Annotated in this window: 24 protein-coding genes and 2 riboswitches; of the genes, 15 read left to right on the forward strand and 9 right to left on the reverse strand. The window is 72.5% G+C overall.

The features are described from left to right. Positions 1-51 precede the first annotated feature (51 nt). Entirely contained in the window at positions 52-516 is a 465-nt protein-coding gene (locus tag ACO03V_RS01255; protein ID WP_367732396.1) for a GNAT family N-acetyltransferase, read from the forward strand. Positions 517-589: 73 nt separating this feature from the next. Here ACO03V_RS01255 and ACO03V_RS01260 read toward each other — a convergent pair whose 3' ends face one another. The 3 genes from ACO03V_RS01260 to ACO03V_RS01270 form a co-directional block, all read right to left on the reverse strand. After that, the gene (locus ACO03V_RS01260; RefSeq protein WP_423136313.1) at positions 590-1,390 is read right to left on the reverse strand and encodes an energy-coupling factor transporter transmembrane component T family protein; all 801 of its coding nucleotides are present in this window, start codon (positions 1,388-1,390) and stop codon (positions 590-592) included. Next, complete coding sequence (locus ACO03V_RS01265; RefSeq protein ID WP_423136314.1) at positions 1,387-2,838, reverse strand: ABC transporter ATP-binding protein; 1,452 nt, start codon at positions 2,836-2,838, stop codon at positions 1,387-1,389. The genes ACO03V_RS01260 and ACO03V_RS01265 overlap by 4 nt, the downstream gene beginning before the upstream one ends. After that, positions 2,838-3,473: an ECF transporter S component gene (locus ACO03V_RS01270; RefSeq protein ID WP_367732387.1), complete on the reverse strand. Its 636-nt coding sequence runs from the start codon at positions 3,471-3,473 to the stop codon at positions 2,838-2,840. Before ACO03V_RS01270 ends, ACO03V_RS01265 begins: the two co-directional genes overlap by 1 nt. Next, positions 3,466-3,576: riboswitch (TPP riboswitch) on the reverse strand. (Overlaps the previous gene by 8 nt.) Positions 3,577-3,612: 36 nt before the next feature. Here ACO03V_RS01270 and ACO03V_RS01275 point away from each other — a divergent pair. The 4 genes from ACO03V_RS01275 to thiD all read left to right on the forward strand — a co-directional run bounded on the left by ACO03V_RS01275 (position 3,613) and on the right by thiD (position 8,423). Then, complete coding sequence (locus ACO03V_RS01275) at positions 3,613-5,280, forward strand: D-alanyl-D-alanine carboxypeptidase (protein ID WP_423136315.1); 1,668 nt, start codon at positions 3,613-3,615, stop codon at positions 5,278-5,280. A gap of 68 nt (positions 5,281-5,348) precedes the next feature. Next, positions 5,349-5,440: riboswitch (TPP riboswitch) on the forward strand. Then, entirely contained in the window at positions 5,432-6,238 is an 807-nt protein-coding gene (gene thiM / locus ACO03V_RS01280; protein WP_423136316.1) for a hydroxyethylthiazole kinase, read from the forward strand. It overlaps the preceding riboswitch by 9 nt. Next, positions 6,235-6,921: a thiamine phosphate synthase gene (thiE, locus tag ACO03V_RS01285; RefSeq protein ID WP_423136317.1), complete on the forward strand. Its 687-nt coding sequence runs from the start codon at positions 6,235-6,237 to the stop codon at positions 6,919-6,921. The genes thiM and thiE overlap by 4 nt, the downstream gene beginning before the upstream one ends. Beyond that, positions 6,918-8,423: a bifunctional hydroxymethylpyrimidine kinase/phosphomethylpyrimidine kinase gene (gene thiD, locus ACO03V_RS01290; protein WP_423136318.1), complete on the forward strand. Its 1,506-nt coding sequence runs from the start codon at positions 6,918-6,920 to the stop codon at positions 8,421-8,423. The genes thiE and thiD overlap by 4 nt, the downstream gene beginning before the upstream one ends. Before the next feature lie 87 nt (positions 8,424-8,510). Here the strand turns inward: thiD and ACO03V_RS01295 are convergent, their stop codons facing one another. From ACO03V_RS01295 to ACO03V_RS01305, 3 genes are all read right to left on the reverse strand, one after another. Further along, positions 8,511-9,470 carry an ABC transporter permease gene (locus ACO03V_RS01295; RefSeq protein WP_387053086.1) on the reverse strand — a complete coding sequence of 320 codons (960 nt, stop codon included), beginning with the start codon at positions 9,468-9,470 and terminating at the stop codon, positions 8,511-8,513. Then, positions 9,467-10,471 carry an ABC transporter permease gene (locus tag ACO03V_RS01300; protein ID WP_367732367.1) on the reverse strand — a complete coding sequence of 335 codons (1,005 nt, stop codon included), beginning with the start codon at positions 10,469-10,471 and terminating at the stop codon, positions 9,467-9,469. The genes ACO03V_RS01295 and ACO03V_RS01300 overlap by 4 nt, the downstream gene beginning before the upstream one ends. 83 nt (positions 10,472-10,554) lie before the next feature. After that, a complete protein-coding gene (locus ACO03V_RS01305; protein ID WP_367732343.1) occupies positions 10,555-12,225 on the reverse strand; it encodes an ABC transporter substrate-binding protein in 1,671 nt (556 codons plus the stop codon). A gap of 261 nt (positions 12,226-12,486) precedes the next feature. On the opposite strand from ACO03V_RS01305, the gene ACO03V_RS01310 reads away from it, so the two are divergent. From ACO03V_RS01310 to ACO03V_RS01320, 3 genes are all read left to right on the forward strand, one after another. Beyond that, entirely contained in the window at positions 12,487-13,353 is an 867-nt protein-coding gene (locus ACO03V_RS01310) for a spermidine synthase (RefSeq protein ID WP_423136319.1), read from the forward strand. Positions 13,354-13,468: 115 nt separating this feature from the next. Further along, positions 13,469-13,996 (forward strand): hypothetical protein, encoded by a 528-nt coding sequence (locus ACO03V_RS01315; protein ID WP_367732339.1) that lies wholly within the window; start codon positions 13,469-13,471, stop codon positions 13,994-13,996. Positions 13,997-14,025: 29 nt separating this feature from the next. After that, positions 14,026-14,514, forward strand: a complete 489-nt coding sequence (locus ACO03V_RS01320) for a SprT-like domain-containing protein (protein WP_367732337.1) — start codon at positions 14,026-14,028, stop codon at positions 14,512-14,514. 2 nt (positions 14,515-14,516) lie between these two features. Here ACO03V_RS01320 and ACO03V_RS01325 read toward each other — a convergent pair whose 3' ends face one another. Then, the gene (locus ACO03V_RS01325; protein ID WP_367732335.1) at positions 14,517-15,131 is read right to left on the reverse strand and encodes a 2-phosphosulfolactate phosphatase; all 615 of its coding nucleotides are present in this window, start codon (positions 15,129-15,131) and stop codon (positions 14,517-14,519) included. Between the two features lie 137 nt (positions 15,132-15,268). Here ACO03V_RS01325 and ACO03V_RS01330 point away from each other — a divergent pair, with 137 nt between their 5' ends. The 7 genes from ACO03V_RS01330 to ACO03V_RS01360 all read left to right on the forward strand — a co-directional run bounded on the left by ACO03V_RS01330 (position 15,269) and on the right by ACO03V_RS01360 (position 20,174). Then, positions 15,269-15,778, forward strand: coding sequence for a hypothetical protein (locus ACO03V_RS01330; protein WP_423136320.1), 510 nt, complete (start codon positions 15,269-15,271; stop codon positions 15,776-15,778). After that, positions 15,775-16,287, forward strand: coding sequence for a GNAT family N-acetyltransferase (locus ACO03V_RS01335; RefSeq protein WP_423136321.1), 513 nt, complete (start codon positions 15,775-15,777; stop codon positions 16,285-16,287). The genes ACO03V_RS01330 and ACO03V_RS01335 overlap by 4 nt, the downstream gene beginning before the upstream one ends. A gap of 131 nt (positions 16,288-16,418) precedes the next feature. Continuing rightward, positions 16,419-16,736: a hypothetical protein gene (locus ACO03V_RS01340; RefSeq protein WP_423136322.1), complete on the forward strand. Its 318-nt coding sequence runs from the start codon at positions 16,419-16,421 to the stop codon at positions 16,734-16,736. After that, positions 16,733-18,511, forward strand: coding sequence for a hypothetical protein (locus ACO03V_RS01345; RefSeq protein WP_423136323.1), 1,779 nt, complete (start codon positions 16,733-16,735; stop codon positions 18,509-18,511). The genes ACO03V_RS01340 and ACO03V_RS01345 overlap by 4 nt, the downstream gene beginning before the upstream one ends. A gap of 2 nt (positions 18,512-18,513) precedes the next feature. Then, complete coding sequence (locus ACO03V_RS01350; protein WP_423136324.1) at positions 18,514-19,017, forward strand: hypothetical protein; 504 nt, start codon at positions 18,514-18,516, stop codon at positions 19,015-19,017. A gap of 216 nt (positions 19,018-19,233) precedes the next feature. Next, positions 19,234-19,605 (forward strand): hypothetical protein, encoded by a 372-nt coding sequence (locus ACO03V_RS01355; RefSeq protein ID WP_423136325.1) that lies wholly within the window; start codon positions 19,234-19,236, stop codon positions 19,603-19,605. Between the two features lie 140 nt (positions 19,606-19,745). Next, positions 19,746-20,174 carry a hypothetical protein gene (locus ACO03V_RS01360; RefSeq protein ID WP_423136326.1) on the forward strand — a complete coding sequence of 143 codons (429 nt, stop codon included), beginning with the start codon at positions 19,746-19,748 and terminating at the stop codon, positions 20,172-20,174. A 12-nt stretch (positions 20,175-20,186) separates the two neighbouring features. On the opposite strand, the gene ACO03V_RS01365 is transcribed toward ACO03V_RS01360, so the two are convergent. Beyond that, positions 20,187-21,677, reverse strand: a complete 1,491-nt coding sequence (locus tag ACO03V_RS01365; protein WP_423136327.1) for an FtsX-like permease family protein — start codon at positions 21,675-21,677, stop codon at positions 20,187-20,189. Positions 21,678-21,753: 76 nt separating this feature from the next. Next, a complete protein-coding gene (locus ACO03V_RS01370; protein WP_423136328.1) occupies positions 21,754-22,404 on the reverse strand; it encodes a response regulator in 651 nt (216 codons plus the stop codon). Positions 22,405-22,448 lie beyond the last annotated feature (44 nt).

Consider the following 22,448-nt stretch of genomic DNA (forward strand, 5'->3'; position numbering starts at 1 on the left):
ACCCGCGGCTACGCTCGACGGGTGGGCCACGCGGGGTTTCGGATCGAGCGGGTGGATGTCGACGATCCCCGTGCGGTGGAGCTTCGCGGCATCCTGGACTCCGATCTCGACCGGCGTTACCGCGACGCCGACCGGGACGACCCGCCCGGCTTCGCCGAGAAGCGCGCCGACGCCCTCCGCGTGCACCCCGAGCAGATCGTCGCGACGCTCCTCGCGGTCGAGCCGGACGGCACCCCGCTGGGACACGTCATGCTTCGCCGGCTCGACGCCGACTGGGAGCTCAAACGCCTCGTCGTGGTCGAGGCCGCCCGCCGCCGCGGCGTGGGCCGGGCACTGACCGACGCCGTGGTCGGCATCGCGCGCGACGCGGGCGCTGAGCGGGTGATCCTGCAGAGCGGACGGATGCAGCCCGAGTCGCTCGTCCTGTACGCCGCCGCGGGGTTCACGCCCATCCCCGTCTACGAGCCGTACGTCGAGACGATGCCGCGCTCGCTCTGCTTCGAGCGCGTCCTCTAGACGGCTCCGCGCGCGGACGCGTCCCGCCTGGCTCCGCGCCGCGGCAGGCGCGTCATCGCCCATGGCCACCGGCTCACGCCCAGATGAAGCGGAACGTCCCCGCCGCCACCGCGGCGGTCAGCGCCCCGGCGATGATCACGACCGCGCCGACGAGCGCGACGGCGTCGCGCGGGTGCAGCCGCGAGGGCCTCGCCCACGTGCGCTCGATGTCGGCGCCGAAGCCGCGCGCCTCCATCGCCGTCGCGAGCCGCGTCCCCCGGCGCACCGCGAACACCAGCAGGACGAACGCCATGGAGAAGAACCGGCGCACCGCGCCCCGGTCGCCGAGCCCCCGGGCGCGGCGGGCGAGCGCCATGCTGCGCCAGTCGTCGACGAACAGTCCGACCGTCCGCGCTCCCGCGAGCACGCCGAGCACGAAACGGCTGGGCAGCTTCGCGACCTGCGCGAGCGCGTCGGCCAGTTCCGTCGGGTCGGTCCGCCCGAACAGCAGGATGGTGGGCAGGGCGAGTGCGAAGACGCGTAGAAGCACGGCCACCGCCAGCGAGATGGAGTCGTCGCTGATCGTGGCGTACCAGAACGACCAGTACACGCGCCCGCCGGGATCGGCGTAGAGCAGCATGCTCAGGCCGGCCACCGGAGCGAACAGGGCGACCGGCAGCAGGCGCTTCGCCACCGTCGCGTACGACAGCCCGGTCAGGGGGACCGCGAGCAGCTGGAGGACGATCGCGACCGCCGCGCTGACGACGTCGATCGAGGCGAACAGCGGCACCGACAGCAAGAGCGCGACGACGATCTTCGTCACGGGGTTCACCCCCGCGAGCCATCCGCCCCCGTTCGATGTCCCGGCGGCCGAGCGGGCGAGCGTCGCGGTCATGCCGCGGCCCCCATCGCGACGCGATGCTGACCGACATGGCGCACCACGTCGGCGTCGTGCGTGACGGCGACGACCGTTCGACCGTGCGCGATCTCGCGCTGCAGCAGCGCGACGATCTCGCGCCATCCGCGCCGATCCTGCCCGAACGTGGGCTCGTCGAGGACGATCACCGCCGGCGACGAGGCGAGCACCGTCGCCACCGACAGGCGCCGCTTCTGCCCGCCCGAGAGAGTGAACGGGTTCGCCAGGCCGAGAGGGGCGAGGTCGAGCCGCTCGAGCAGCTCGTCGACGACGGCATCGATCTGCGGCGCCGACATTCGCAGCGCCTTCGGCCCGACGGCAAGCTCGTCGCGCAGCGTCGATGCCAGGAACTGGTGCTCGGGCTCCTGGAATACCGTGCCGATGCGGGTCAGCAGCTCGGTCGACCGCCAGCGGGCGGGCCTGCGGATGCCGCGCGCGGCGAGGTCCGCGGATGCCACGACCTCCCCCGCCAGCTCGGGTAGGAGTCCCGCGAGGGTGAGCGCCAGGGTCGACTTGCCCGCGCCGTTGGGGCCGGTCACCACGGTCCCCGCACCGGCCGGGACGGCGAGGTCGAGACCGGATGCCACGACCGTGCGCCGCTCGCGCCCGATGGCGAGCGCCGACGCCGACAGGGCGGCATCCCTCCCCCCGGGAAGCGGCGGCAGGATCGGGAGGTCCACGGGACGCCCGGGCACCCACACCCCCGCCGCGGCGAGGTCGTCGCCGTGGGTGGCGAACACCTCGGCGGGCTCGCCGTCCGCGAGGAGGCCGCCGCCGGGCGCGAGCACGATGACGCGCGTGACGAGGTCCGCCCACACCTCCGTGCGGTGCTCGATGAGCACGAGCGTCGTCTCTCCGCGCGACACGACCCGTTCGACGCTGGCGCGCACCTCGGCGACGCCGTCCGGGTCGAGGTTGGCGGTCGGCTCGTCCAGCAGCAGCAGCCCCGGTCGCATCGCGAGCACGCCGGCGAGGGCGAGGCGCTGCTTCTGCCCGCCGGAGAGGGCCTTCGTCGGACGGTTCAGCGGCACGTCCAGACCGACGGATGCCACGGCCTCCGCGACCCGCGCCGGGATCTCGGCCGTGGGCACCCCGAGGTTCTCGCATCCGAAGGCGACGTCGTCCCCCACCTGCGACAGCACCACACCGGACTCCGGGTCCTGCAGGACGAGGCCGATCCGCCCGCGCTGCCCCTCCGGGGGTGCGCCGTCGACGAGGACCCGACCGGTCGCCTCCCCCTCGTCGCTGTCACCGAGGAGTCCCGCCAGCCCCGCGAGCAGCGTGGACTTGCCGGCACCGGACGCCCCCAGCAGGAGGACGCGCTCACCCGGTTCGATGACGAGGTCGACGTCGCGCGTCGCGGGCAGCCGCCGGCCCGCGTAGCGCCAGCCCCAGCCCTCGACGTCGACGCGCGCGGGGCCCGCCATCAGACGTCGCGGCGGTGTTCCCGCCCGGCGGCGAAGCGGCTGAGCGCCCCCGTCGCGGCGAGCGCCCGCACGAGCAGCCAGCCGACGAGACCGGCCAGCAGCGCGCCGGACACGACGAGGGTCGCGAGGTAGATGAGGTTGAACTCGACCGTCTTGACGATGTTGCCGTAGACGAAGAACTCGAGCAGCCACGCCGCCACGGCCGCACCGACGCCCGAGAGCATCGCGACCGGCAGGGTGAAGCGGAGGTACAGGAACGCGAGGAAGACGAGCTCGGCCCCGAGCCCCTGGGCCAGGCCCGAGAAGATCGTGCTGATGCCCCAGACGTTGCCGATGAGGGCGGACACCACGGCCGCGATCAGCTCGACCAGCAGGGCCGCACCGGGCTTGCGGATGACGAGACCGCCGACGACGCCGCCCAGGAGCCAGATGCCCACGGCGATACCGCCGAGTCCCGGGGTGAGTCCGTCCATGGCGGTGAACCAGGCGTACCCGACGGTGTTCCAGCCCCAGAAGACGAGGCCGAGGGCCACGCCGAGGACGGCGGCGACGACGATGTCGACGACCCGCCAGCGGAAGCGGTCCGGGGCGGCGACGGCCGAGCGGCTCGCGGGGGCAGACGTGGACGTGTGCATGAAGGCTCCTCCCTGCGCCGGCATGATCCGGATCAGGTTCGACGGTCGAAGCGTGGATTCGCTTCCTCTCAGCCCGGCTCACCGGACTCCCGTGGTTGTGCTCATGAGTATAGGAGGCGGGGCGGGGTAGCGTGGGCGGGTGCACGAGCAGAGCCCGACCACCCGGCGCGAACTCCGGGGCCGGACGGGTCTGCCGACCGGCGTGATCGCGACCGTCTCGACGCCGTCCGCGCAGGACGGGAGGGATGCCACCCCCGCGGCGCCGGAGCCCGAGGTGATCGCCGCCGAGCCCAGGCCGGCCGTCACGCCGGAGCCCCCCGCTGAGTCCGCGCCCGCCGCCGAGCCCGCGCCCACCGCCGCACCGGAGCCGGCGCCCGCCGCACCGGAGCCCGCGCTCGAGCCGGAGCCCGCCGCTGAGCCCGTGCCCGCCGCCGCACCGGCGCCCGCGCCCGTCGCGGCATCCTCCGGCGGCTACCCCGCCCTGCAGTGGGTGGACCCCGTCGCCGCCGGAGCCCCGCGGGCCGAACCGGTCCTGCAGCTCGAGGGCGGCTGGAAGGTGGCCCGCCCGGAGGACCTCCTCGCCCGCCGGCCCCGGCGCCGCGGCCTGCGTCCGACCGCCGTCATCCCGACGGTCTTCCTCCTCCTCGTCATCGGCCTGTATGCGGCGGTGACGCTGCTCTGGCCGTTGACCAACGTCGCCCCCACGGCGCAGTCCGTCGCGGTCGAGACGAACGCCGCACCCGAGGCCTCCCCCGCGTGGCCCGCCGAGGGGTCCGCGGCGCTGTCGGTCAGCGGCATCCCCGGTGTCCCCGCCTCCTCGGGCGAGGCCGCCTCGATCGCGAGCATCACCAAGGTGGTCACCGCGCTGCTGGTGCTCGACCGCCAGCCGCTCGCTCCCGGCGAGCAGGGCCGCGACTACGCGTTCACGGCCGCCGACAGCGCCGCGTACTGGCAGTACCGGGCGCGCGGGGAGTCCTCGCTCGACGTCCCGGTCGACGGCACGCTGACCCAGCTGCAGATGCTGGAGGGGATGCTGATCGGGTCCGCCAACAACTACGCCGACCGTATGGCATCTGACATCTGGCCCACCGACGCGGACTTCGCCGACGCCGCGAGCGCCTACCTCTTGGAGCAGAACATCGAGGGCATCACGATCGTCGACCCGACGGGGATCGAGGCCGAGAACCGCGCGAGCCCCGGCGCGCTCGTGCCGCTGGCCGAGAAGGCCCTGGCCAACCCCGTGATCGCGGGCATCGTGAGCACGCAGCAGATCGAGCTCCCCGGCGCCGGACTCGTCCGCAACGGCAACCCGCTGCTGGCGGACCCGGGCGTCGTCGGCGTCAAGACGGGCACGCTCGACGCCTGGAACCTGCTGAGCGCGAAGGACATCGTCGTCGGCGACACCACCGTGCGCGCGTTCGCCGCCGTCCTGGGGCAGCCCGGCCCCGACAGCCGCAACGCCGCGAGCCGGGCGCTGTTCGACCAGGTGGAGCAGGAGCTGCAGCCGCAGACGTCGGTGCCGGCGGGCACGGTCGTAGGGCGCGTCTCCACCCTCTGGGGCGAGGAGGCCGACGTGGTGTCGACCGCGGACGCCTCGCTCGTGCTGTGGAACGGCGCCGCCGGGGACGCGTCGACGGACGTCGAGCTCGGCGAGGCCCGTCTCTCCGGCGAGACGGTCGGGACCCTGACGGTCGTCGGTCCGCTCGACAGCGACACCGTGGCGGTCGAGCTGGCGGGCGACATCGAGCCGCCGACCCCGTGGTGGCGCCTGACCCATCCGCTGGACCTCCTCGGCATCAACGGCTGACCGTCGCCGACGCCCGCGCGCGGCGTTCCCGTCGCGGGGACGCGTCGCCCGCCTGTGCTACCGTCACCGGCAGTGACACGGGGTGCCCCACGGGGCTGAGAACACACCCGTCGAACCTGATCTAGTTCGTACTAGCGAAGGGATGTCGCGAATGGTCGTTCGCACGTCGTCGTCTCCGTCCACCCCCGTCGAGGCCCTGTCCGCGCTCCGCGCCTCGGGCCCTCTGGTGCAATGCATCACGAACGCGGTGGTGACCAACTTCACCGCCAACGCGCTGCTCGCCCTCGGCGCCTCCCCCGCCATGTGCGACATCCCCGGTGAGGCCGGGGTGTTCGCGCGGGTCGCGGACGGCCTCCTCGTCAACCTCGGCACACCGACCGGGGAGCAGCGGGATGCCGCCCGGGAGGCGGTCGCGGCCGGGACCCCGTGGGTGCTCGACCCGGTGGCGGTGGGCGCGCTGCCGGTCCGCACCGCGCTCGCCCACGAGCTGCTCGCCGCGCGACCGGCGGTCATCCGCGGGAACGCATCCGAGATCCTCGCCCTGGCCGGAGCGGGCGCGGGCGGCCGCGGCGTCGACACCACCGACAGCCCCGAGGCCGCACGCGTCGCCGCCCGCGAGCTGGCCGAACGGACCGGCGGGACCGTCGCCGTCTCGGGCGAGGTGGACCTGATCGTGGATGCCACGGGCACGGCGCGCGTCGCCGGCGGCAGCGCCCTGCTGACCCGGGTGACCGGCGGCGGGTGCGCACTCGGAGCGGCCATGGCGGCGATGCTCGCCGTCGCGCCGGCGTTCGATGCGGCGGTCGCCGCGAGCGTCGTGTGGGCCGTCGCCTCCGAGCGGGCGGCCCGCTCCGCGTCCGGGCCGGGCAGCTTCGCCGTCGCGTTCCTCGACGAGCTCGCCCGCCTGGAGCCGGCCGACCTCGCCGATCGGGTCGACATCGCGGAGGCGGCGCGATGAGCGGCGACCGGGACCTGTCCCTGCATCTCGTCACCGACCAGCGCCTGCCCTTCCCTCGCGTCTGCGAGATCGTCGACGCGGCGGTCTCCGCCGGCGTGAGCGTGGTCCAGCTGCGGGACAAGCTCGTCGGCGGCGCCGAGCTCTACGCCCGGACCCGCCGTCTCGCGGACGTCGTCGCCGGGCGCGCAACCTTCGTCGTGGACGACCGGGTCGACGTCGTCCTCGCCGCGCGGGCGAACGGCTCCCGTGTCGACGGGGTGCACCTGGGACAGAGCGACCTCCCCGTCGACGTCGCGCGGGTCCTGCTCGGCCCCGACGCCCTCGTCGGCTGGACGGCGAACACCCTAACCCACCTCGCGGCCGCGGGCGACCTCGAGCCCGGCACCGTGGACTATCTCGGCGTGGGCGTCATCCGCGCCACCGCGACCAAGCCCGACCACCCGCGACCGCTGGGCGTGGACGGATTCGCCGCGCTGGCGGCATCCACTCCCCTCGCCTGCGTCGCCATCGGGGGCGTCGGCGTCGACGACGTCGCCCCGCTGCGCGCGGCGGGGGCGGCCGGCGTCGCCGTCGTGTCGCTCGTGAGCGGGGCCGACGACCCGACAGCGGTGGTCCGGCGCCTCCGCGCCGCGGCCGCGGACGGGCTCGCGCCCCTCGCCGCCCCGACGGGTGCGTCGTCGTGAGCGCGGCGGACATCGCCCGCCCCGGGCGCCCCGACGACCCGTCCGGCCACTCCCCCCGCGGCTCGTCGCCCCGCGTCCTCAGCATCGCCGGCACCGACCCCACCGGCGGGGCGGGGGTCCAGGCGGACCTGAAGTCGATCGCCGCCTTCGGCGGGTACGGGATGGCGGCGGTGACCGCGCTCGTCGCGCAGAACACCCAGGGGGTGCGCGAGGTGCACGTCCCGCCGCCGGACTTCCTGGCCGCGCAGCTGCGGGCCGTCAGCGACGACGTCGGGATCGACGCCGTGAAGATCGGCATGCTCGGCTCCCCGGCCGTCGTCGCGGTCGTCGACGCGTGGCTCGCCGAGGTCCGCCCGCCGATCGTCGTCCTCGACCCCGTGATGGTTGCGACCAGCGGCGATCGCCTGCTCGACGCGGAGGCCGAGGACGCCGTGCGGCGTCTCTGCCACCGGGCCGACCTCGTCACGCCGAACCTCCCCGAGCTCGCGGTGCTCGTCGGCGCGCCCGTCGCGGCGGACTGGGACACCGCCGTCCTGCAGGCGCAGGCCCTCCACCGCGAGACCGGCACCGCCGTCCTGCTGAAAGGCGGGCATCTCGGCGGCGACGACAGCCCCGACGCGCTCGTGGACGCCGACGGCATCCATCTCGTCCCCGGCCGGCGCGTCGACACCCGTCACTCGCACGGCACCGGATGTTCGCTGTCGTCGGCCCTGGCCACCCTCGCCGGCGACGGCCGGAGTCTTCTGGACGCGCTCGTCCGCGCCAAAGAGTGGCTGACCGGGGCGCTCGAGAACGCGGAGGCGCTGCAGGTCGGCCGCGGGAACGGGCCGATCGACCACCTGCATGAGCTGCGTCCGCACCTCGACACGGGCCGCCCCTGGAGCGCCGAGGTCTGGGCCGACGCCGCCGCGGTCCGCGCCGAGGTGGACGCGTGCGCGTTCGTGCGGGACCTCGGCTCCGGCGGGCTCGACCGCGCCGCCTTCGGGTGGTACCTGGAGCAGGACCTGCTCTATCTCCGCCACTACGCCCGCGTGCTCTCCCGCGCAGCGGCGCTGGCCCCGACGCCCGCGGAGCAGCGGTTCTGGGCGACGGCGTCCGTGCAGTGCCTGGTCGAGGAGGCCGCGCTGCATCAGTCGCATGTCACGGCGGACGGTCTCTCCCCGGCCCCCGCCACCGTGGCGTACACGGACCATCTGCACGCGGTGTCGGCGGGCGGCTCCTACCCGGCGCTCGTCGCCGCCGTGCTGCCCTGCTTCGTTCTGTACGCCGACGTCGGCGCGCGATGGCGGGGGACTTTCGGCCCGGACCACCCCTACGCCGACTGGCTGACCGCGTACGGCGACGAGCGCTTCGCCGCGTCGGCGGCCGAGGCCGCCCGGATCGTGGATGCCGCGGCCCGCGCCGTCGCTCCGGCCGACCGGGCCGCGATGGCCCAGGCGTACCACCGGTCGATGGAGCTCGAGCGGGAGTTCTTCGCGGCGCCCCTGTCCCGGCTGGCGTGACGGGCGCGGCGTCCCCGTCCCGGCCGGCGTGACGGGGGACCACGGCGCTGGACGGCACGGGTCCGCGGGGCCCGTGCCGTCCGGAGGTCAGCGGGCGCGCGTGCGGGGGTCCATCGCCTCGCGCAGCGACTCGCCGAGCAGGGTGAAGCCCAGCGCGGTCACCGCGATGCAGATGCCCGGGAGGAAGGCCAGCCACGGCGCGATCGCCAGCTCCGCCTGCGCGTACGTCAGCATGCGCCCCCACTCGGCCGTCTGCGGCAGGCCGCCGCCGAGGCCCAGGAACGACAGAGCCGCGGCGTCGATGACGGCTGTGGCGAGGGTCAGTGTCCCCTGCACGATGACCGGACCGACGCTGTTGGGCAGGACGTGGGTCATGGTGATCGTCCGCCGGCTGAGACCGAGCGTCTGCGCGGAGAGCACGTAGTCCGCCCCACGCTGCTGCAGCATCGACGCGCGCAGGAGGCGCGCGAACACCGGAACCTGCGACGCGCCGATCGCGATCATGACGGCGAGCTGGCTCTGGCCGAGCACCGCCGCGATCGACACCGCGAGCAGGAGGTTCGGCACCGACAGCAGGATGTCGACGAACCGCATGACGATCGCGTCGACCCAGCCGCCGAACATGCCGGCCAGCAGTCCGAGGAACATGCCCCCGGCCAGTCCCAGCGCCGTCGAGACCACGCCGATGAGCAGCGACGCCTGCGCGCCCCAGATGAGCTTGGACAGCACGTCGCCGCCGAAGCGGTCCAGACCGAGGGGGAACTCGGCGAGCTCGCCCGGGCCGGGGATGTCGGTGGGCGTGATGAAGCGCTGACCCGGCAGCGACTCGGCCGGATACGGCGCCAGCAGCGGGGCGAGGGCGGCGACGAGCAGGAAGAGCAGCACGATGACCGCGCCGATCCAGGCGACCGGGCTGCGCCGCAGCCGCTGGAACACGTCGTGCCAGAAGCCGCCGCGCGTCTGCGCGGCCAGAAGCTGCGAGTCGACCACCGCGTTGTCGTCGACGGGACCGCCGCTGGGGGCGGGAGGGAGGATGCCGGAGCTCACTGGACTCTCACTCTCGGGTCGATGACGCTGTAGGACAGGTCGACCAACAGGTTGATCAGCGCGTAGGCGATGGCGATGAAGATGATGAACCCCTGCAGGACGGGGAAGTCGCGCGTGAAGATGGCCCGCGCGAGGAATTGCCCGATGCCCGGGAACGCGAACACCGTCTCGGTGAGCACCGCGCCGGCGATGAGCAGGCCGGCCTGCAGACCGACCGTCGTGATGACCGGGAGCATGGCGTTCCGCAGGATGAAGCGGTTGCGGAGCGTCGAGCGGCCGATGCCCTTCGCGCGACCCGTGCGGACGTAGTCCGCGTTCTGGACTTCCAGCACCGACGCGCGGGTGATGCGCACGATGATCGCGAGGGGGATGGTGCCCAGGGCGATCGCGGGGAGGATCAGGTGCAGCACCGCATCCCACGCGGCGTCGAACTCGCCGGTCATCAGACCGTCGAGGACGTACAGGTTCGAGTAGTGCGTCGCATCGATGCGCGGGTTCTGCCGCCCGTCGGAGGGGAGCCACCCGAGCTGCACCGCGAAGACGTACTTCAGGATGAACGCGAGGAAGAACACCGGGATCGTGATGCCGATGAGGCTGAGCACGACGGCCGTGTGGTCCCAGATCTTGCCGTGCCGGCGCGCGGCCCAGTACCCGAGCGGGATGCCGACGCCGACGGCGACGATCAGCGCGCCGATGGACAGCTCGAGGGTCGCCGGGAACCGGCGGACGAACTCCTCGAGCACGGGACGGCCGGTCTGGATGGACGATCCGAAGTCACCCTGCAGCAGGCGCCCGAGCCAGGTGAAGTACTGGATGTAGAGCGGGTCGTTAAAGCCGTACAGCTCGTTGATGCGGGCGACCGCCTCGGGCGTCGCCCGCTCACCGAGGAGGGCGACGGCAGGGCCGCCGGGGAGCGCGCGCACCCAGGCGAAGAGGAGGACGGACAGACCGAACAGGGTCGGGATGAGCAGGAGCAGGCGCCTGCCGATGGTGCGGAGCACGAATTCTCACAAGGTCGAGGGCGGGTGGACACGGAACACCGCGGGCCCGGCGCCGGAAGGGCGTCGGACCCGCGGCATCCGGGTCACTCGGTCAGTTCGATCTGGTTGTAGACCTCGTCCTGCACGGGGCTGGCCGGGTACGACGCGACGCGCGAGGCGAACGCCAGCGTCGGGGTCGGGTTGGCCAGCGGGACGCCGGGCAGGAACTGGGCGATCTGCTCGTTCACAGCCTGGTAGGCGGTCTCCTGCTCGGACTCGGTCGCGAGACCGCGGGCCGAGGTCAGCGCGGAGAACAGCTCCGCGTTGTCGAAGCCCCACTCGTTCGAGGCGCCGCCGAAGAACGTGCCCACGAAGTTGTCGGGGTCGTTGTAGTCGCCGGTCCAGCCGAGCAGGTGAATGCCGTGGTCGCTGCCGCCCTGGATGAGGTCGAGGTACTCGCCCCACTCGTTCGACACCGGGTTGAGCACGATGCCCACGGCCGACAGCTGCGACTGCAGGTTCGTGAAGATCTGCTCGGGGTTCGGCATGTACGGCCGCGAGATGTTCACGGGGTAGTTGAACGTCAGGGTCAGCGGGTTGGCGTCGGTGAAGCCGGCCTCGGCCAGCAGCGCACGGGCGCCCTCCTGGTCGAACTCGTACTCGGTGACGTCGGGGTTGAAGCCGATGACGCTGTCGGGCATGAACTGGGATGCCACGGTCGTGCCCTCGGGCAGGACCTGGCTGATCAGCTGCTCCTTGTCGATCGCGTGGGCGATCGCCTGACGCACGCGGATGTCGGCCAGCGCCGGGTCGGCCTGGTTCATCGCGAGGTAGAGGATGTTGAACGGGTCGCGGTTGACGAGGGTGTAGCCCGCGTCCTCCAGGGCGCCGAGGTCGGCGGGGGCGACGAGGTCGTAGCCGTCGATGGAGCCGGACTCGAGCGCCTGACGACGGGCGGTGGTGTCGCCGATCACGCGGAAGATGATCTCGGTCACCTGACCCTGCTCGCCCCAGTAGTCGTCGTAGGCCGACAGCGTGGCCTCGGCGCCGGGCTCCCAGGAGTCGAAGCGGAAGGGACCGGTGCCGGTCGGGTGCGCGGTGGCGTACTCGCTGAGGGTCGGCGCCTCGGAGGTGCCGCCCACGTCGTCGGCCGCGTACTGCTCGAGGGCCGTCGGGCTCTGGATGGCGAACGCGGGGAGCGACAGCGCGGGGATGAAGCCGGCGAAGGGCTCGGTGAGCGTGATGGTCACCTCGGTCGGGCTGGACGCCTCGCAGCCGCCGTAGATGGAGGTGCCGGTGTCGGCGTAGCCGCGCATGATCTTGCCCCAGTAGTAGGACAGGCTCTCGGACTGCGCGATGCCGGTGAAGTTGTTCTGCCGGTCGAAGTTGAAGCAGACGGCCTCGGCGTTGAACTCGCTGCCGTCGTGGAAGGTCACGCCCTCCTTGAGGGCGAAGGTGTAGGAGAGCCCGTCCTCGGACTGCTCCCAGCTCTCGGCGAGCGCGGGCGCCGGGTCGGCGGTGCCGGGCTCGACACCCACGAGGCCCTCGAAGATCTGACGCGAGATGCGGAACGACTCGCCGTCGCTGGCGAACGCGGGGTCCAGGCTCGACGGGTCGCCCGAGGCGCCGAACACGAACGTGGAGTCGACGTCGCCGCCGCTGTCACCGCCGCCGCCGTTCTCGTCGCGCTGACTCGTACAACCCGAGAGCGCGATCGCGCCGATGGCGATCGCCGCGCCGCTCGCGAGGAGCCGACGCCGGAGGGTTCGTGCCATTTCTGTGCACCTTCCTGGGGGAGGGGGGAGGGCTCGCCGGCGTGTCACAACGTCGTGGCCGCTCCATCTGCTGTTCCCCCGACCGTACCTGGCGGGACGGGCCCTGCCCATTGCCCCCGTGTATCGATCGTGTTTCGACGCTCCAGCAGCCTGCGTGATCGACGAGGGATGCTCTGACCGTTTCGCGCACGCCGGACCCGTGGGACGCAGCACTGCGCGCAGGGCGACGCCGTGGCATCCCGAGGCCCTAGCGTGGATGCCATGGCGAGAATGCGTGTGGAACCGGACGACGCCCCGACCGCGCGCCTGTCCGACGGTGCGGTCGCGCGGCTGGCGCCGTCGGGATTCGTCTCCGGCTGGGAGCTCGTCGTGGACGGGACCCCGCAGTCGCACGTGGACCTCGACGACCCGACTCACCTGCACTTCGAGTACGTCGCCCGGATGGGTGCGGTCATCGACCGGCTCAGGATGCCGGGGCAGCCGCTCACCGCGGTGCACCTCGGGGCCGGCGCCCTCACCCTCCCCCGGTACGTCGAGGCGACGCGGCCCGGCTCGCGTCAGCAGGTCCTCGAGCTCGAGCCCGCGCTCTGGGACCTCGTCCGCGAGAACCTCCCGCTCCCCCGCGGCGCCTCCGTGCGCGTGCGCATCGGCGACGCGCGTGCGGGGCTGTCCCGACTCCCGGCGGGCCTGGTCGGCGCCGTCGACCTGCTCGTCAGCGACGTCTACTCGGGCGCGCAGACCCCGGCGCACCTGACCACGGTGGAGTTCTACCGGGAGGCGGCATCCCTCCTCGCCCCCGACGGCGTGCTCCTCGTGAACGTGTCCGACGGGCCGGGCCTCGCCTTCGCGCGCCGGCAGGTCGCGACGGTGCGCGAGGTGCTGCCCGAGGTCGTAGTCCTGGCCGAGGTGCAGGTGCTCAAGGGTCGACGGTTCGGGAACCTCGTGGTCGCGGCGTCGGCCGCGCCGCTGCCCGTGGAGTGGCTCCCCCGCCTCATGGCCGCCGGCCCGCACCCCGCCAAGGTCGCGCAGGGCCCCGAGATCGACGAGTTCGTCCGCGGCGCGCGGCCCGTCACCGACGCGGACGCGACGCCCTCGCCCAAGCCGTCGTCATCGATCTTCGAACGCTGACCCCCGCGCGCCGGTATCCGTCGCCCTCGTGTTGGCGGCACGACCGCGTGGCGAGTCGCCTCGGCCGCGACCGCGACGCAGACTGGAGGGCATCGGCCATTCGAGAGGAACGACGGTGAGCTACATCCACGGGTACGACCCCGACACGCTGCGCGAGATCACCGACTCGCGCGAGTGTGCGGAGCGTCTCGAGGAGATCGGCCCGCAGCGCAGCCTCCCCGCTCTGCTCGAGCGCGTCTGGCTGCTGAAGGTGCTCGACCGCTTCGACGAGGCCCTCACCGTCTCGGAGCAGTCGGTCCGCGTCGCCCGCATGGCCGGCACCCGCCGTGACCTCCTGCGCGCCCGAATCCTGCACGCGACCATCCAGCAGTGCCGGGGCGCCTACGCCGCCGCCGAGCAGGAGCTCACGATGTGCGCCGAGGAGGCGGAGGGGCAGAACTGGGCCGGCATCGCCGCGTTCGCGCTGCAGCACCGGGGCAAGGTCCACTACGACGAGGGCGACTACGACGGCGCGCGCGCGGACTTCAAGCGCGCGCTGTTCCTCCGGCAGAACGCCGGGGCGACCGACGCGCAGCTCGAGTCGATCCTCCTCGCCATCGATGCGGCCGATCGTCGCCGCACGCGCCAGGTCGTCGCCAGCTGACGTCGGAGCCCCCGTCTACCCTCCCTGACATGTCGGATCTGCAGCGCGTGCGCACGTGGGCCGAGGCGCTGATCGGCCTCCACCTCGATCCGTCGTGGACGTTCGGCTTCGACAACGCCAAGCGCCGCGCCGGCCTGTGCGACTACACCCGCAAGCGCATCAGCGTCTCGCGGTACCTCGCCGCTCGGTACGACGACGACACGAACCACCAGACCCTGCTGCACGAGGTGGCCCACGCTCTGGCCGGCGCGCAGGCGGGGCACGGGGCACGGTGGAAGCGGGTGGCGTCCGACCTGGGGTACGTCGGCGGCACGACCCACGCAGGAGAGACCGCGACCGAGCTCGCCCCGTGGGTGGGCACGTGCCCCAACGGGCATGTGGCGTACCGGCATCGTCGAGCGACACGACCCACGTCGTGCGCGCTGTGCGCGCCGCGCTTCGACCCGGCGTACGCCTTCACCTGGGTGCGTCGCGAGATCCCGCCGGCCGTGCGCCTGGCCGCCGCGACCCCGCGCTGAGCTCAGACGCCGAAGACGCCGTCCCGCAGGACGGGGACGAGGGATGCCGCGTCCCGCGCGGCCGCCGCGAGCACCTCGTCCCGCCGGCCCTGGTCCGCCAGGGCCCGGCCGGTGCCGCTGGCTGTGAGGAGGTGCTTCGTCGCGCCGCGCAGCGCCCGGAACCCTTCGCCCGCCACCGCCGCGTCGGGCGATCCGTGGTCGATGCCGAGGTCGCCCAGCGCCGCGATCACGGCGCCGGCGCCGAGCAGGTCCTCGACGGCGAAGCGGGAGGCGGTCGCCTCCGACGAGCCGACCGGGAGCAAGGCGATGCTCGTCCGCTCCCCGCGGGCGCGCTGGACCTCGAGGATGTGGTCTGCGACGGCGGCCGCGTTCCGGACGCCGCCGACGACGACGTGCGCTCCGCGCTCGGCGGCGGCGAGCGCGACGGCGGAGGATGTACCGTCGTCCGTCGCGAGCGTCTCCCCGCGCTCGGCGGCGGCGAGCGCGGCGCCGGTCAGACCGAGGACGTCGACGACGACCACGACGTGCGCCGGCGCGAGCCGGTCGAGGCCGTCCTGTCCCCAGTCGAGTCGTACCTGGTAGTCGGCCTGCGCGTGGGGGCGGTGGTCAGCGGACATCCTCCGAGCCTATGACGACGGCGGCCTCCGTCGCCGTGTCGTCGGCCATCCCGCGTAACACGGCGAGACCCTCCCCCACCCGGGGCCCGGGCGTCAAGGCATCCGGGATTCTCCGACGCCTTCGGCAGGATGCGGATATGCGGATCTTGCTGAAGTTCGTCGTCGACTGCGACGTGGATGCCGCCTGGCGCGCGCTCCACTCGCCGCGTGCCGTCGCGGAGCTCTACGGGCCGCTGATGAGCGTGGACGCGCTCGGGGACATGCCGACGTCGTTCTCCTCGGGCGACGACGTGCCGGTGCAGATGAGCGTCGCCGGCGTCCTCCCGGTAGGGCGGCAGCTCATCTCGGTGGCGGACCGCGAGACCGAGGACGGCAACGGCCGGGTCCGCGTGTTCCGGGACTGGGGCGTGCCGTTGACCGGCCCCCTCGCCGCCTTGGACGTCTGGGACCACCAGATGGCCGTCTCCGCAGCCCCCGGCGAGCCCCGTAGGACGCTGTGGCGGGAGCGCTTGACCATCGGCGGCGCGGCGGCACCGGCGCTCTGGCCGATGCTCTGGGCCACCTGGCAATGGCGGGCGGCCCGCATCCGCGCGCTCGCCCCGACCTGGGCCTACGACCCCGAGCCCGCGGACGAATCGCCGGAGTGAACGACGTCAGCGTGCGCCCGGCCGTCCCCGACGACGGTCCCGGGATCGCGCGCGTCCACGTCCAAAGCTGGCACGAGGCGTATACGGGACGTGTGCCCGACTCGCTGCTGACCCGGCTCGACCGGACCTCCTCGAGCCGCCGCTGGGCCGCCCGCCTCCGCGGCGAGGTGCCGCCCGGCGGCCAGCCCGGCGGTCAGACGTGGGTCGCCGTCCGCGGGCGGTCCGTGGTCGGCTTCGCCTCGGCAGGACCGTGCCGGGACCCCGACCGTTCGACGGCCGACGAGGAGCTGTGGGCCCTCTACGTCCTGCAGGCCGAGTACGGCACCGGGACCGGGAAGGCCTTGATGGATGCCGCCCTCGACGACCGGCCGGCGACGCTCTGGGTCCTCGCCGACAACCCCCGGGCGCTGGCGTTCTACGCGAAGCACGGCTTCGAGCCGGACGGCGCCACCCGGGACGACGCGCGCTGGGGCGCGACCTTGCACGAGGTGCGGCTCGCGCGCGGATGAGCCCTCTCTCGCCGCGCGCGGACGGGGGATGAAACCGCGGGCGACCACCGCCGGCGGCTGAACTTCGCCCGGGTGAAATGGCCGTCGCTTCCCGTGACACGGTGCGGGCGGCCTCCCTACCGTAGGGCGCCATGAGGGGCGTCTATCGGATCGATGTGGCGGGTTTCGTCGCGACGACGGGGGCGGTCGCCGTCCTCGTAGACAGGGTCGGGCAGGCGATGCAGGCCGCACGTCGTCACGTCGATGCGCTGGATGCCACGGTGTCCGGCGAACGCGACCTGGCGTCCGCGCTGTCGCGCGTGACCTCGTCGCGGATCACCGCCGCCCGGGGTGGGGTGGCCAGGGCGAGCGACGTCCTGGCCGCGGCGGGGCGGGTCCTCGTGGCGTACGTCTCCGCGGACGACGAGATGGCCGGGTCGACGGCGGCTGCGGCGGGGCGGGCCTGGTGAGGGTGGTCGGCACCGAGGACGTGCCGCAGGTGCGCATCGACCCCCTCGTGCTGAGCGCTGAGGCCGCGAAGCTGCGGGTCAGCGCGACCGAGGCCGACGAAGCGAACGACGAGCTGGTCTCGACGTGGGCCGGGCTCACCGGCGACTACGACGCCCCGGAGGCTGCGGACCTCCTCGTCCAAATGACCCCGGCGACGGAAGCCGTCGCGGAGGTCACCCTGACCTTCACAACGGTCGCCGACGTGCTCGACCGCCTGGCCGAGACCCTCGCCTCGGCGCAGGGGACGGCGTTACTGCTTCGCGAGGAGGTCGCCGATTTCGCTCGACAGGCCGCTCGGCGCAGCGGCGAGATCGAGGAGTTTCCCTGGACCCCCGGCGAGCGAGAGCGCAACATCGAGCTGCTCGCCGGCTGCGTCGCGGTTCAGCAGTCCATCGACACCGCCGTCGACGAGGCCCGGTCCGATCTGTCCAGGATCGAGGACCCGCCATTCACCTTCGACAGTGCCCACGACGCCGGGCCGGCGTCTCCTTTAACGGCAGTCGCACAGCACGCCCGCCTCACGAATGACGTCGCCGAGAGCATCCTGGACGCCTTGGCATCCCTCCCTCCGGACGGGATGCGAGAGCTCCTCGCCGCACATCCGGACTGGGTGCGGCTGTTCGGCTCCCGAGACGTGGACCCCGAGCGGATCGCGGCGTGGTGGGCGGCGCGCGCCGCCGCCGATCCGGAGGCTGTGGCGGCCCTCACCGTCGGGGCCGCCACGATCGTCGGCTCGCTCCCCGGAGCGCCCGTCGAGGCGCGCGTGCGTGCGAACCGCGAGAAGGCGGCCGCACGCATCGCGGACATCGACGCGGAGGTCGCCCGGATCCAGGCCCGCATCGACCGTCACGCCTCCCTCGACCTCCGGCGGGTGCCGCATCGCGGTCCGGACGACTGGCAGGACGATATCGACGCCCTGCGGAGGGAGCGGGACTACCTCGAGAGGGCGAGGGCGGGAGAGGTGCAGTTGTACCTGTTCGAGCCCGAGAACCGCAGCATCATCGAGATGATGGGCACTCTCAGCGAGGCGACCACGGACGTCGTCACGTACGTCCCCGGTACCTTCACCGGGATGCCGGACTTCCACATCGGCGCCGTGCAGCAGGTCGGCCGCCGGCTGGCGACGGGGGGCGACATCGTCACCTTCGTGTGGAAGGAGGGCGTCTTCCCAGGAGAAGGCGATGGCGATGTCGACTACACGCGCATCCTGGAGGCCGCCGACGAGCCGACTGCCCTCGCGAAGGGATGCGATATCGCCCGGTTTCAGCGCGAGATCGACGCGAGCTCTCCCGTCATCGCCGCCGCACAGAAGGACGCCATCGGACATTCGTGGGGTCTGGCCGCGCTCACCTCCGCCGAGACGGCGGGCGCGCGGTTCGATCAGGTGCATTCCCTGGCGGGGGCCGGGATGCCGACGCAATGGCACCCGCGAGAGGGGACCGTCTACCACCACTGGGCGTACACCGACCTGCTCACCATGGGTCAGCAGACCGGGCTGATCTGGAACGGGAAGATCCCCGGCACCGAGTCGGCGTTCATGTCGCACGTGTTCACCCGGGAGGGCGACTTCAGGATCTACCTGCCGGTCCCCGTCCAGACGGGGCTCTACCCGCCGCCGGACCCGGTGCCTTTCGAGGGCACGACCCACCTGCTGGAGAACCACAACCTCATCGCGAGCGAGGACCCTGAGAACGAGGACGTTCTCGACGGACTCATTGAGGCGATAAGGCGATGAGAATGGACACGCGCCACCGTGCAGCCCCGGCGCTCATCGCCTGCGTATTCGCATTGGTCGCCTGCACTCCGGCGGACCTCGCACCCCCCACGCCGGACATGACGCTGGAGCAGGCGAAGGAGAGAACTATGCAAGTGGAACGGGAGATCGCTGCTCTCGTCCCGCCGGAGAATGTCGCGGAGATCACGCAGAACCAGACCGGGTATCTGTTCTCCTGCAGCATGCCGGAGCGATACAGCTGGATGGGATTTCTGCGCGTTTCCTACAGCGAGCCAGCGGACATCGAATCGGTCCTCGCTGAGGCGGAAACCCTCTTCACCGACCGGGACGGGTATCGCGTGCGAGATGACCCGACCGTGGCCGGACGGCCCCGGGTGAAAATTTCCGGCCTCGCCGGCGAGGTCTACTTCGTGCACGAAAAGCCGGACGGAAGCGCCCTCGAGATTTGGTCCTATTCGCCGTGCGTTCCGCTGCCCGAGGGGGCGTGGCCCGGCAGTGCGTTCTAGGGTCTCGGAGAACCACAACCTCATCGCGAGCGACGAGCCGGAGAACTGGCCGGTCCTCGACGAGCTCGAGGACGAGGTACGCAAATGACCCGGCGGTTCGGGGTGCTTGCAGCGCTCTTCACGATCGGGCTCGTCGTATCCGGTTGCGTTCCCGGGGCTCCCGTTCCCACGACGAGTAGGTGGACACTCGAAGAAGCCAAGACACGCACACTCGGGATGGAACAGGAGATCGCCGCTCTCGTGCCCGCTGAGGCGAAGGGGCACATTGATCAAAACAATACGGGTCCCCTTCTCTCCTGTAGACGGGAGGGCGATTATTCCTGGACCGGCAGGACCGTGGTCGCACTCCTCCAGCCGGTCGATATCGATGCACTTCTGGACGCCGTCAGGAATCATTTTTTGGGTCGGACAGACTACGTCGCCGAGGACAGACCGTTCCACGACGGACGACCTCGCACCAGCATTCGAGGCGCCGACGGGGAGTCCTATTTCGTACACATGAGTCACGACAGCCAACGACTCGAGATCAATTCCTTCTCCCCCTGCTTCGCCCTGTCCCAGGGGCTATGGCCCGGTGGCATCTATTGAGAGGCAGCAGCGGCCCCGGTATGAGGCGGCGGAATGCCGCTGCCCTCCCCCGCGCCGGACAGGGGTTTGCGCTCCGCGCCTCCGCAGCGGCTCTTGCCGCCCTGGGTTGGCTGTTCCTGACCGCCTGCGGTTCCCCTCGGGTGATACCCGTCACCTCCGACCTGACGCTCGAGCAAGCCAAGCGGCAGACGCAGAAGACAGAGCGAGAGATCGCGGCGTTCGTGCCTCCGGAGGCCGTCCGCGCAACGGAGCACAACGAGAAGGGTTATCTGTGGTCGTGCCGCGAGAAGGGCAGCTACAAATGGACGGGCTACTTCCGTGTCACCTACAGCGCCCCGGTCGACATCCGGACCGTGCTCGATCAGATCGCGGCGGAGTTCCGCAGCCGCGGACAGTATGAGATCAGAGAATCCACTCACGATGACGGATCTCCACGGCTGCAGATCATCGGCGCGTTCGGCGAGGACTACCTCGTCGACGAGAACAAGGCCGCCACCAGCCTGGAGGTCACTTCGTACTCTCCCTGCTTCGTCCTGCCCGAGGGGGCGTGGCCCGGCAGTGCGTTCTGAACCGCCGTGGGCTCAGGCGTCGGCGAGCGCCTCGACGGGGGTCACGGACGTGGCGTGGCGCGTCGGGACCACCGCCGATACGAGCGTCAGCACGGCGGTGACCGCGACCACGACGAGGACGGTGCCGACGGGAACCGCCGGGAGCACGAACGTGGGCGACTCGTAGGACGGCGGCACCCCCACCGATCCGAGCACGGACTGCGCTCCCGCCCAGCCGTAGACGATGCCCAGCACGAGTCCCACGACGAGAGCGGTGAGGGTCAGGTGAGCGGCCTCGATCAGGACGACCGCGCGGATCTGCCGCGTCGACAGCCCGAGCGCCCGCAGCAGGCCGAACTCGCGGCGACGCTGGACCACCCCCAGCGTCAGGAGGTTGACCAGCCCCACGGCGGCGATCAGCGCCGACACCGCCGTCAACAGCATCATCACGGACGAGAACGACTCGAGGATGCGCAGGAACTCCGGGTCCGGTTCGCCGGCGGAGGTCACGAGGACCGTCCGCGCGGAAGCGAGACCCGCGGCGAACATCGTCACCAGCGTCACGCCCAGGACGACGCCGATCGTCATGCGGCTCGCCCGCTCCGGATGACGCATCGCGTTCTCCGCGGCCAGACGGGCGACGGCGGATCGCCCGAACGCCCGCCCGACCAGCCGCAGGACCGGCGGCATGAACAGGGGCGCCGCGAGCGCCACCCCCACGAACGAGACGAGGCCGCCCACGAACGCCGGGACCACGCCGAGCGGCGTCACCAGACCCGCGAGAACCCCGAGCGCGAGCACGCCGAACCCGAGGACGAGCAAGCAGATCGCCACGACGTTCCGCGAGGTGCGACGGGTGATCTCGGAACGGGACCGGTCGCCCGATGCGGCGAGCGCCTCCAATGGAGACACCCGTAGGACGCGTGCCGAGCCGGCCCAGGCGGAGCCCCACGTCGTGAGGGCGACGGCCACGGGCGGGACGAGGACGACCGGGCTCAGCAGACCGGCGTACGGCATCGTCACCGTCAGGTCGAGGACGGCGACGGCCGCGGCGATGCCGCCGCCGGAGAGCGCGATCCCGAGGACGAACCCGAGGACAGCGCCGAACGCCCCCGCCCACAACCCGTCGCGGGCGACGGCGGAGCGCTGCGCTCCCGCGCTCGCCCCGAGCAGCCGGAGGAGGGCGATGCCGCGGACCCGCCCGGCGACGACGGCCGCGAACGTCGTCGCGGTCACGATGGACGCCACGAAGACCGCGACACCGAGGAGCAGCCACGACAGGATCGCGATGATCACGACGACGCTTTCCCGCCCCTGCAGGTAGTCCGCCGACGCCAGAAGGTCCCCGATGAAGCCCGTCGCCGCGAGGAGGACGACGCCGAACGCGCTGGAGAGGGCCGAGACGAGCACACTCGCGCCCGTGTCCCGCGGCCGCGCCCACGAGCGGCGGCGACGCGACGGCGGGAGGGGCGCCGCCGGAAGCGGGGAGGGTGAACGGGTGGGAACGGGGGGAGCGGCATCCATACGACCGACGCTATTGACCGTCGGTGTCGCGCCGCGTCCGCCGGAGGAGGTACGCCCGTCCTCCCGGCGGCGGATGTCAGGCCAGGCCGTGCTCGTACGCGAACACGACGAGCTGGACGCGGTCCCGCAACGACAGCTTCGTCAGCACGCGGCTGATGTGGGTCTTCACCGTCGCCTCCGACAGGAACTCCCGCTCGGCGATCTCGCTGTTGCTCAGACCCTGCGCGGCGAGCGCGAAGATCTCGCGTTCGCGCTCGGTGAGGTCGTTCCACGTCGGCGGCACCGGACGCGCCGTCCCGGCGTCGGCGATGTGGGCGAACAGCTCGCGGGTCGCCGAGGCGGCGATGACCGCCGACCCCGCGTGCACGGTGCGGACGGCGGACAGCAGAGACTCCGGCTCGGAGTCCTTCAGGAGGAACCCGCTCGCGCCCTGCTGGATCGCGCGCGCCGCCGCCTCGTCGAGATCGAACGTCGTCAGCACCACGACACGGGGCGGCTCCGGCTGGCGCAGGATTTCCGCCGTGGCCGCCAGTCCGTCCATCACCGGCATCCGCACGTCCATGAGGACGACGTCCGGACGCGTCGTCCGCACGACCTCGATCCCCTCCCGGCCGTCAGCGGCCTCGCCGACGACGGTGAGGTCGGGCTGGGAGTCGATCACCATGCGGATCCCCGCGCGGAAGAGAGCCTGGTCGTCGACGAGGACGACGCGAATGGGCTCGGTCATGCGAACCAGTCCTTTCGGCGGGGGCGGAGGGGGTGGCATCCACT

Origin of the sequence: Microbacterium sp. HMH0099, assembly GCF_049384025.1 — a bacterium.
Lineage (GTDB): Bacteria > Actinomycetota > Actinomycetes > Actinomycetales > Microbacteriaceae > Microbacterium.

Excerpts from the sequence above, each read along its gene's own strand:
- ACO03V_RS01365 (WP_423136327.1), bottom strand. The coding sequence starts at position 21,677 with ATGGATGCCGCTCCCCCCGTTCCCACCCGTTCACCCTCCCCGCTTCCG.
- ACO03V_RS01350 (WP_423136324.1), top strand. The coding sequence starts at position 18,514 with ATGGACACGCGCCACCGTGCAGCCCCGGCGCTCATCGCCTGCGTATTC.
- ACO03V_RS01265 (WP_423136314.1), bottom strand. The coding sequence starts at position 2,838 with ATGGCGGGCCCCGCGCGCGTCGACGTCGAGGGCTGGGGCTGGCGCTAC.
- ACO03V_RS01355 (WP_423136325.1), top strand. The coding sequence starts at position 19,234 with ATGGAACAGGAGATCGCCGCTCTCGTGCCCGCTGAGGCGAAGGGGCAC.
- ACO03V_RS01305 (WP_367732343.1), bottom strand. The coding sequence starts at position 12,225 with ATGGCACGAACCCTCCGGCGTCGGCTCCTCGCGAGCGGCGCGGCGATC.
- ACO03V_RS01325 (WP_367732335.1), bottom strand. The coding sequence starts at position 15,131 with ATGTCCGCTGACCACCGCCCCCACGCGCAGGCCGACTACCAGGTACGA.
- thiM (WP_423136316.1), top strand. The coding sequence starts at position 5,432 with ATGGTCGTTCGCACGTCGTCGTCTCCGTCCACCCCCGTCGAGGCCCTG.
- ACO03V_RS01330 (WP_423136320.1), top strand. The coding sequence starts at position 15,269 with ATGCGGATCTTGCTGAAGTTCGTCGTCGACTGCGACGTGGATGCCGCC.
- ACO03V_RS01340 (WP_423136322.1), top strand. The coding sequence starts at position 16,419 with ATGAGGGGCGTCTATCGGATCGATGTGGCGGGTTTCGTCGCGACGACG.
- ACO03V_RS01310 (WP_423136319.1), top strand. The coding sequence starts at position 12,487 with ATGGCGAGAATGCGTGTGGAACCGGACGACGCCCCGACCGCGCGCCTG.
- ACO03V_RS01320 (WP_367732337.1), top strand. The coding sequence starts at position 14,026 with ATGTCGGATCTGCAGCGCGTGCGCACGTGGGCCGAGGCGCTGATCGGC.
- ACO03V_RS01260 (WP_423136313.1), bottom strand. The coding sequence starts at position 1,390 with ATGACCGCGACGCTCGCCCGCTCGGCCGCCGGGACATCGAACGGGGGC.
- thiE (WP_423136317.1), top strand. The coding sequence starts at position 6,235 with ATGAGCGGCGACCGGGACCTGTCCCTGCATCTCGTCACCGACCAGCGC.
- ACO03V_RS01270 (WP_367732387.1), bottom strand. The coding sequence starts at position 3,473 with ATGCACACGTCCACGTCTGCCCCCGCGAGCCGCTCGGCCGTCGCCGCC.
- ACO03V_RS01370 (WP_423136328.1), bottom strand. The coding sequence starts at position 22,404 with ATGACCGAGCCCATTCGCGTCGTCCTCGTCGACGACCAGGCTCTCTTC.